General features: G+C 70.0%; 7 protein-coding genes and 1 pseudogene. 6 read left to right on the forward strand and 2 right to left on the reverse strand.

The genetic code is table 11. From position 1 onward, the window contains the following. Positions 1-23 precede the first annotated feature (23 nt). Both ABTX60_RS40885 and ABTX60_RS40890 read left to right on the forward strand, forming a co-directional pair. The gene (locus ABTX60_RS40885; RefSeq protein WP_352101837.1) at positions 24-1,382 is read left to right on the forward strand and encodes a GH1 family beta-glucosidase; all 1,359 of its coding nucleotides are present in this window, start codon (positions 24-26) and stop codon (positions 1,380-1,382) included. A 287-nt stretch (positions 1,383-1,669) separates the two neighbouring features. Further along, positions 1,670-2,655: pseudogene (locus ABTX60_RS40890) on the forward strand (hypothetical protein); the annotation flags it as partial. A gap of 87 nt (positions 2,656-2,742) precedes the next feature. Here the strand turns inward: ABTX60_RS40890 and ABTX60_RS40895 are convergent. Together ABTX60_RS40895 and ABTX60_RS40900 are read right to left on the reverse strand one after the other, a co-directional pair. Continuing rightward, positions 2,743-4,512, reverse strand: coding sequence for a pectate lyase-like domain-containing protein (locus ABTX60_RS40895; RefSeq protein ID WP_352101838.1), 1,770 nt, complete (start codon positions 4,510-4,512; stop codon positions 2,743-2,745). 597 nt (positions 4,513-5,109) lie between these two features. Continuing rightward, positions 5,110-5,541, reverse strand: coding sequence for a hypothetical protein (locus ABTX60_RS40900; RefSeq protein WP_352101839.1), 432 nt, complete (start codon positions 5,539-5,541; stop codon positions 5,110-5,112). Positions 5,542-5,604: 63 nt separating this feature from the next. Between ABTX60_RS40900 and ABTX60_RS40905 the strand changes: the two genes are divergently transcribed. The 4 genes from ABTX60_RS40905 to ABTX60_RS40920 are packed head-to-tail and all read left to right on the forward strand — an operon-like array spanning position 5,605 to position 8,740. Further along, the gene (locus ABTX60_RS40905; protein WP_352101840.1) at positions 5,605-5,907 is read left to right on the forward strand and encodes a hypothetical protein; all 303 of its coding nucleotides are present in this window, start codon (positions 5,605-5,607) and stop codon (positions 5,905-5,907) included. Positions 5,908-5,939: 32 nt separating this feature from the next. Continuing rightward, positions 5,940-7,247, forward strand: a complete 1,308-nt coding sequence (pcaDC, locus tag ABTX60_RS40910) for a bifunctional 3-oxoadipate enol-lactonase/4-carboxymuconolactone decarboxylase PcaDC (RefSeq protein ID WP_352101841.1) — start codon at positions 5,940-5,942, stop codon at positions 7,245-7,247. A 32-nt stretch (positions 7,248-7,279) separates the two neighbouring features. Then, a complete protein-coding gene (locus ABTX60_RS40915) occupies positions 7,280-7,915 on the forward strand; it encodes an MBL fold metallo-hydrolase (RefSeq protein WP_352101842.1) in 636 nt (211 codons plus the stop codon). 45 nt (positions 7,916-7,960) lie between these two features. Further along, on the forward strand, positions 7,961-8,740 hold the full coding sequence (locus ABTX60_RS40920) for an exodeoxyribonuclease III (protein ID WP_053671121.1): 780 nt from the start codon (positions 7,961-7,963) through the stop codon (positions 8,738-8,740). The last annotated feature ends 176 nt before the right edge of the window (positions 8,741-8,916 follow it).

Consider the following 8,916-nt stretch of genomic DNA (forward strand, 5'->3'; position numbering starts at 1 on the left):
CCTCTTCCTACGAAGGGACTTCTGTGACCATCGACCTTGCCGCACTCCCCGAGGACTTCCTGTGGGGCACGGCCACGTCGGCCTACCAGATCGAGGGGGCCGTCGACGAGGACGGCCGCTCCCCCTCGATCTGGGACACTTTCTCCCACATCCCCGGCAAGACCGACAACGGTGACCACGGAGACGTCGCCTGCGACCACTACCACCGCTGGCGCGAGGACATCGCGCTGATGCGGCAGCTCGGCACCAACGCCTACCGGCTGTCGATCGCCTGGCCGCGTGTTGTGCCGGGCGGCGACGGCCCGGTCAACGCCAAAGGACTCGACTTCTACGACGCGTTGATCGACGCCCTGCTGGAGGCGGGCATCACGCCGTCCGTCACCCTCTACCACTGGGACCTGCCCCAGGGGCTCCAGGACCGGGGCGGCTGGCCCTCGCGGGACACCGCCGAGCACTTCGCGGCGTACGCGGCGGTCGTCGCCGAACGCCTCGGCGACCGCGTCACCCACTGGACCACGCTCAACGAGCCGCTCTGCTCGGCCTGGATCGGCCACCTCGAAGGAAAGATGGCCCCTGGGTTCACTGACCTCACCGCCGCGGTCCGTGCCTCCTACCACCTTCTCCTCGGCCACGGCCTGGCCGCGCAGGCCATCCGGGCCGCCGCCCCCGGCGCCCAGGTCGGCATCGTCAACAACCTCTCCACCATCCACGCCGCCACCGACCGGCCGGAAGACCACGATGCCGCCCGCCGCATGGACGGCCACACCAACCGCTGGTGGCTCGACCCGGTCCACGGCCGCGGCTTCCCGACGGACCTGCGCGAGGTGTACGGAGTCGAACTGCCCGAACACCCCGGCGACCTGCAGACCATCGCACAGCCCCTGGACTGGCTGGGCCTCAACTACTACATGCCGATCACCGTCGCCAACGACCCCACCGCGCCGGCACCCCAGGTCCGTCAGGTCCCCCGACCTGGCGTCCCCCGCACCGGCATGGACTGGGAGATCGACGCCACCGGCATCGAGACCCTCCTGCTCCGCCTGACCCACGACTACGGCGCCCGCAAGCTATACGTTACGGAGAACGGCTCCGCCTACCCCGACGTCGTACGCCCCGACGGCACAGTCGACGACCCCGAACGCCAGGACTACCTGATCAACCACCTGGCCGCCTGCGCCTCCGCCGCCCGCAAGGGCGCCCCGCTGGCCGGCTACTTCGCCTGGTCCCTGCTCGACAACTTCGAGTGGGCCTACGGCTACGACAAGCGCTTTGGGCTGGTCCACGTCGACTACACGACACAGAAGCGCACGATCAAGGGCAGCGGCCACCGGTACGCGGACATCATCCGGGCGCATACGGCAAGGCGGCGCAACGCAGCTTGAGCCAGAGACGATCGACTCCGCCGGGCACCAGGGTCAGGGTGGGGCGAGCGTGCCGGCGGTCATGCAGCGTCGGCTGGGTGAGTTTCTCGCCCAGCCGGCGCGCTCCCACGCCTTCAGTTCCTCCTCGGAAGTGGCGCAAGCGGGTGCGTACGGATCAGACGGTGCGTCGGACGGGCCCGTACCGGTGTCCTGGATGTTCACCTTCCTGTCAGGCGTCGGCGCAGGACGAGATTGAGGACGGGGGACCTGTGCGTTCGCCCGTGAAGCCGGGCTCAGCCACGCCCTGCACCGGAGACGGCCTCGTCGCGCTCTGCGGCTCGGCCTACCGCAACCGCGCCACCGAGCCACTCCTCGACGCGGTGGTGGCCTACCTGCCGTCCCCACCCACCGGAACGGCCAGCTGGACCGGGCGGTCGCCGGGGACATCGTCGCCATGGTGGGCTGAAGGCCGCGCGGGCCGGTTCCACCTTGTGCGATCCGGCCGCTTCGCTCGTCCTGGAGCCGCCGGTGGTCCCCGATCGGATGGTGTCGCTGGTGGTGCGGACGGACCCGAGGCCGGTCAGACGGTGCTGTCGGGCATGGGTGAACTGCATCTGGAGGTCGCGGTGCAGAAGATCCGCCGCGATTCAGGGCCGGACGTCACTGTTGGCCGTCCGAGGGTGATGTATCGGGAGACCGTGGTCCGCGGGGTGGCGCAGATGGTCTTCCGGCATGTCAAACAGGACGGCGGAACAGGGCAGTCGCCCATGTTGTCTGGACGTTGAGCCACTCGCGGCTGAACCCGGCGGCACGAGTTCCGGTCGGCCGTGGCCGGTGACAGGGTGGCGCAGGAGCCCGTGCGTGCGGTGGAGGCCGGCTGCCGGGACGCCCTGGCCGAGAGGCCGTTTGGCGGTCACCCGGTGCCCGGGCGCAGGGTGACGCTGACCGACGGGGGACGCATGTGAGGGCCTCCTCGGAGACGGCGTTCCGTACCGAGGGTCGGCTCGGGCTGCGCGAGCCGCTGCGGGCGTGCGCAATGGCACTGCAGGAGCCGGTCTCCGAGGTCACGGTCACCGTGCCGGAGGCCGCCGTCGGCGGTGTGCTCGGCGACCTGTCGGCGCGGCCGGGTCACGGGTTCCAAGTCGGTGGCGGTGCGGCGGTGCCCACCGCCACCGTGCCGCTGGCCAACTGTTCGGCTACGCGACCCGATGCGCAGTCGGACGCAGGACCGGGGCACCTTACGGCGCGACCCACCGGTTACGCGCCGGCTCCGGCGGCGACTTCGGCGCGGTAGCCGGAGGGCGTCCTGCCCGGCCGGCGGGGCGCGCCACGTCCTGCGACAGGTGGTGGCGCGCCCGCCCGGGGCCGCGGTCGCGGCCCGTCAGGGAAACGACACCACCGTGGACGGCGTCGTCGACGTGCCCTGCGTCGGCGACCCGGTGTCGTTGATCACGTGCTCGTACTGGCCGTTGCCGCCGAGCGAGACGACCAGCAGGCCATGGAAGCGCACCCCCGGCCGGACGGGGGCGGCGAATCCATGGTGCTGCACGATCGTGGGGTCGACGTTGTAGAAGCAGTAGCTGCCCAGCCCCCAGCCCTCGTGCGAGATCACGCCGTCGCCGACCTTGTAGGCGGCATAGCCCTTGACCGAACCGTTCTGCATCGCGGCCTGGTTCGGGGCGTCGTACGCCTTCTCATTCTGGAAGAAGATCGTGCGACCCCGCTCCCCGTACCACTGCACGTCGTACTTGTTGAAGTGCTCCACGAACAGGCCGGTCGCCAGGACGTCGTGACCGTTGACGACGACGCCGTAGTCGGCTCGATTGGTCTCCCAGCCGACTCCCTCGCCGTGGTCGGCCCGCCACACCCACGTGTGGTCGACGATCGTGTGCCGACTATTGATCACCATGCTGGTGGTGGCCTTGCCGGGGCCGGCGCCGCCGATACGGATGAACACGTCCTGCACCGTGGTGGGGTTGGCGCAGTGGTCCCGGAACGCCCCCCGCGGGCCGACCTCCAGCAGGGTCGAGGAGTTGACCGGACCGGCGTCGATCAGGAACCCGGCCAGCCGTACGCCGTCGACGTCGGCCACCTTCATGGCCGTGACGCCGTTGTCCGGGATGAGCGTGGCGTAACCCAGGCCCAGAACGACCGTGTTCGGCCGGTTCACCTCGACGGGCCGGTCCAGGTGGTAGATACCCGGCGTCAGCAGCAGGTGCAGCCCCTGGGCGAGCGCCCGGTTGAGCGTGGCCGCGGAGACGCCGGGCCGGGCGACGTAGAACCGCGTGAGCGGCAGTGAGGTGCCGCGCGGCGTGCCGCTGCCCCATGTGACACCACGGGCGTTGGTCCGCTTCTCCGGCAGGAAGACCCGGTAGTCGTCGCCCTGGAGGTACAGGAACGGCTTCTCGCGGGACACGGGGGTCCTGTCGAGCGTGGTGTACGGCGGGTTCGGGAAGCTCTGAGCGGGTGCGCCCTCGACGCCTGAGAACACCATGTTCCAGACGGCGTTGACCCAGCCACCGATCGCACTGTCGCGGGTGTACCACTGCTGCTGCGAGTACGGTCCGACCTGGCCGTCGATGCGGCTGTCGGCGATATAGCCGCCGCTCGCCCAGCCGTAGCCCGCGGGCGCGAGGTTGAGGTCGCCGCGCACGTGCATGCGCCGGAAGGGCGCCGCCTGGGAGACCGCCCACCGGTTGGTGCCGTTCGCCGGGACCAGTGCGAGGTTCTCCGCCGAACGCCAGAAGTTCTGCGTCGCGTTGCCGTTGAACCAGCCGGCGTCGACCGTCACGTCGCCGTTGATGGTGGTGTCGTCGGGGGAAAGGCCAAGGCCCGCGATGGAGGTGTAGAAGCCGAGTTGGGCGTTGAGACCGTGGTAGGTGCCGGGCTTGAACAGCAGGGCGTAACGGCCGGCGCCGAACTGGGCCGACTCCTGCTGCCGGAACACCTCGTCCAGCTTGGCCTGGATGTTCGGCGTCGACGGGTCGAAGACGAGGACGTTCGGGCCGAGGTCGCCGCCGCCGGGCAGCGGGCGCGGCCTCTTCTCGACCAGCGGGGCGGCGGAAGCGGGGGCGGACAGGCCCGACACGACAGCGGAGGCCGAGGCCGCGGCGGCCAGGACCGCTCGCCGGCCGATGGAGGGTAGGGGCATGGGGCGGCTCTCCTGTTCAGGAAGTGAACGCGGTGGAATGTGGTGAGCGCCGTCCCGTGGCGCTCATGGCTTAATTTAGGACGTGAGTTAATCTTCGGGAGATGCGCTCGTCAAGGGGTGCGGCAACGCTTGTGGAACCGGTCCACCCTCCTGACGCGCCCGTTCGGACAGCCAAAGCTCACCAATCCCTGAGGGGACACCGGGAGCAATGCGCAGCCCTGGCGCTCTACGACCAGATCAGCTGTAGGACGACGGCCCGGGCGAGTGCCTCCGTGTCGTGATGGCGGGTGAGGCGGGCCACACGTCTGTCCGTCAATACCGGTCACGAGTGGGTGGGAAGCCGACTCCATGCCAGCTCGTCCAGGGCAGGTTGCGTGCCGGTTCGGACGGTGCCACCCGGCTGTGATCGGGTTACGCCGTTGTGCCGGGAACGGTGGGACGGTTGCGCAGTGCCGTCCCGTTCGGGGGTCTGACTCTTGAGATCTTTGACCGCAGTGTCCAGTCACGGGCCTGTCGACTGTTGTTGCGGGATGGTTCCTGCTGTCACCGAGCCGCAGGGCGTGTCCCCATAGGGGCTTTGCCGATGATCAGGCGCCATCACAGTTCAGACCGCCCGGGCCAGTGTCGGCTACTCGGCACGTCACGACGCGGAAGGTGAACCACCATGACGAGTAGAAAGCACAGCTCCTCCTTCAGTATGGATCCGCCCGTTCGGCGGGAGGTCGTCCTCGGCGTGGACACGCACTCGCCAAGGACTCCGCGGTCAAGGCCCGTACCCAGGCGATCAACCAGCTCAAGGCCGTCCTGGTCATCGCCGACCAGGCCCTGCGGGAACAGCTGTCCAGCCTGGGCAATGCCGAGCTGTTCCGCACCTGCGCACGCCTCGCCCCGCACGACGGTGGGGGAGACGAGGACGCGGTGACCCAGGCCACCCACCTGACGTTGCGCATGCTCGCCGAGCGCATCGAATAGCTCACCGCGCAGATCAATGAGCTGAACCAACGCCTGACCCAGCTCGTCGAACGCCACGCCCCACAGCTACTCGAGCCGGTGGGCATCGGCCCGGACAGTGCCGTCACTCTCCTGATCACCATGGGAGACAACCCCGAGCGACTGAACACCGAGGCGTCCTTTGCGGAGTCAGCCCCATCGAGTACTCCTCCGGCCGTCGGAGCACGCGCCGGCTCAACTACGGCGGCGACCGGCAGGCCAACGCCCGCCCTGCACCGCATCGTCTTCACCCGGCTGCGCCACGACCCGCGCACCCAGGCGTACTGCGAACGCCGCACGCAGGAGGGCAAGACCCGACGTGAGATCGTCCGCTGCCTCAAGCGATATGCGGCCCGCGAGGTCTTCAACCTGGTCAGACCGATTTCCCGCACCCCTGCGTTATAGGGGCGTCTGTGAGACGTGAGAGGGTCTGAGGCGTGAGTGAGACACCGTCGAACACCCTGCAATACCGCTTTGACGGGCCAGAAGAGGCTCCCGTCCTGATCCTGGGTCCCTCTCTGGGTACCACATGGCACATGTGGGACCGCCAGATCCCCGAGCTGACCAAGCAGTGGCGCGTCTTCCGGTTCGACCTGCCCGGCCACGGCGGAGCTCCCGCGTACCCGGCGGGCTCCGTGGGCGACATCACCACGCGGCTGCTGGCCACCCTCGAAGGGCTCGGCGTGCAGCGCTTCGGCTACGCGGGCTGCGCGCTCGGCGGCGCCATCGGCATCGAGCTGGCCCTGCGCCACCCGGAGCGGCTCGCCTCGCTCGCTCTGATCGCCGCCTCGCCCCGTTTCGGCACGGCCGACGAGTTCCGGCAGAGGGGCGTGATCGTCCGCACGAACGGCCTCGACCCGATCGCCCGTACCGCCCCCGAGCGCTGGTTCACCGGCGGGTTCGCCGCCGCGCAGCCCGCGATCACCGAGTGGGCCGTGCAGATGGTGCGCACCACCGACCCCGGTTGCTACATCGCCTCCTGCGAGGCGCTCGCCTCGTTCGACGTCCGCCCCGAACTCGGGCGGGTCGGTGTCCCGACCCTGGTCCTGGTCGGATCGGACGACCAGGTCACCGGTCCCGCCGAGGCCCGCACGCTGGTCGCCGGCATCCCGGACGCCCGTCTCGCCGTCGTCCCGGGCGCCTCCCACCTGGTCCCGGTGGAGCAGCCCGCGGCGGTCACCGACCTGCTGGTGCGGCACTTCTCCACCGCCTGGCAGCCCGCCTTCGAGTTCTCCACCGGCCAGACCGCCCTGCCCCAGGCCGCCCTCAAGCCGGTCCTGTCTCCCGCCCCGCCGCAGCCCCCGCAGTCGGGGCCCGTCGCGGAGATCGCCCCCGTCGCCGTACCGCCGCAGGTGCAGGGGCGGCCCGACCCGTACGACGCCGGGATCAAGGTCCGCCGCGAGGTGCTGGGCGACGCGCACGTCGACCGGGCGCTCGCCCAGGCCGACGACTTCTCCGGAGACTTCCAGGAACTCGTCACCCGGTACGCCTGGGGCGAGATCTGGGACCGCCCCGGCCTGGACCGGCGCACCCGCAGCTGCGTCACGCTCACCGCCCTGGTCGCGGGCGGTCATCTGGACGAGCTGGCCTTCCACACCAGAGCCGCCCTGCGCAACGGCCTCACCCCGGGTGAGATCAAGGAAGTGCTGCTCCAGGCGGCCGTCTACTGCGGGGTCCCGGCCGCGAACAGCGCGTTCAAGGTGGCCCAGCAGGTGATCCGCGAGGAGACCACACCCCAGGAGTGAGCCCGCGGAAAGCGCGGAGGCAGGATGGAGCCATGAAGCTCACGAAGAAGTCGCACGCCTGCGTCCGGCTTGAGAAGGACGGCCGGACCCTCGTCCTCGATCCCGGTGGGTTCAGCGAGGAGGACGCCGCGCTCGGCGCGGACGCGATCCTCGTCACCCACGAGCACCCCGACCACTTCGACGAGTCCCGGCTGCGCGCCGCGCTGGAGCACAACCCGGCCGCAGAGATCTGGACCCTGAAGGCGGTCGCGGAGAAGATCTCGTCCGGCTTCCCCGGCCGTGTCCACACCGTCGGCCACGGCGACACCTTCACGGCCGCGGGCTTCGACGTCCAGGTGCACGGCGAACTCCACGCGGTGATCCACCCGGACATCCCGCGCATCACCAACGTCGGCTACCTCGTCGACGGCGGCAAGGTCTTCCACCCCGGCGACGCCCTCACCGTCCCGGACCACCCGGTGGAGACGCTGATGCTCCCCGTCATGGCCCCCTGGAGCAAGATCTCCGAGGTCATCGACTACGTGCGCGAGCTGAAGCCGCAGCGCGCCTACGACATCCACGACGCCCTCCTCACGGACCTGGCCCGCCCCATCTACGACCGGCAGATCGGGCAGCTCGGCGGTTCGGAGCACCTGCGGCTGACGCCCGGGGAGTCCGCCGAGGTCTGACGGGGCCGGGCGGGGTTGTCAGACCCGCCGGGTAGGTTGTGGGGCATGCGCATCGCGACCTGGAACGTGAACTCGATCACCGCCCGCCTCCCGAGGCTCCTGGCCTGGCTGGAGAGCAGCGGCACGGACGTGCTGTGCCTCCAGGAGGCCAAGGTCGCCGAGGAGCAGTTCCCGGCGGAGCAACTGCGCGAGCTGGGTTACGAGTCGGCGGTCCACGCGACCGGCCGGTGGAACGGCGTGGCGGTGCTCTCCCGCGTCGGCATCGAGGACGTCGTCAAGGGCCTGCCCGGCGACCCCGGCTTCGACGGCTCGGTGGAACCCCGCGCCATCTCGGCGACCTGCGGCCCGCTCCGCGTCTGGTCGGTCTACGTGCCGAACGGCCGTGAGGTGGACCACCCCCACTACGCCTACAAGCTCCAGTGGTTCGAGGCGCTCAAGGCCGCCGTCGCCGGTGACGCGGCGGGCAGCCGCCCCTTCGCGGTGATGGGCGACTACAACGTGGCGCCGACGGACGACGATGTCTTCGACCCCGCCTTCTTCGAGGGCTCCACCCACGTCACCGCCGCCGAGCGCGCCGCCCTGGCCTCCCTGCGCGAGGCCGGCCTGTCGGACGTGGTCCCGCGCCCCCTGAAGTACGAGCACCCGTTCACGTACTGGGACTACCGCCAGCTCTGCTTCCCGAAGAACCGCGGCATGCGCATCGACCTGGTCTACGGAAACGCCCCCTTCGCGAAGGCGGTCGGCGACGCGTACGTGGACCGCGAGGAGCGCAAGGGCAAGGGCGCCTCCGACCACGCGCCCGTGGTCGTGGACCTGGACGTCTAGGCCCTGTCGTTTGGATCAGCCCGCAGACGCGGGGCAAGACAAGAACCGCCGATGTCCTGCGACCTGATCCAAACGACAGACCCTAGGTCGTGTCCGCAAAGTGGCGGCGTCGTTGGTCTGTTCGTGGTGCGTCGTCATGAGCTGACTGATGAATCGTGGGCGGTGATCGAGCCGTT

Origin of the sequence: Streptomyces sp. NPDC126510, assembly GCF_040302345.1 — a bacterium.
Classification (GTDB): Bacteria; Actinomycetota; Actinomycetes; order Streptomycetales; family Streptomycetaceae; genus Streptomyces.

Coding starts and splice junctions, on each gene's coding strand:
- ABTX60_RS40920 (WP_053671121.1), top strand. CDS start 7,961: ATGCGCATCGCGACCTGGAACGTGAACTCGATCACCGCCCGCCTCCCG.
- ABTX60_RS40915 (WP_352101842.1), top strand. CDS start 7,280: ATGAAGCTCACGAAGAAGTCGCACGCCTGCGTCCGGCTTGAGAAGGAC.
- ABTX60_RS40905 (WP_352101840.1), top strand. CDS start 5,605: ATGGGAGACAACCCCGAGCGACTGAACACCGAGGCGTCCTTTGCGGAG.
- ABTX60_RS40895 (WP_352101838.1), bottom strand. CDS start 4,512: ATGCCCCTACCCTCCATCGGCCGGCGAGCGGTCCTGGCCGCCGCGGCC.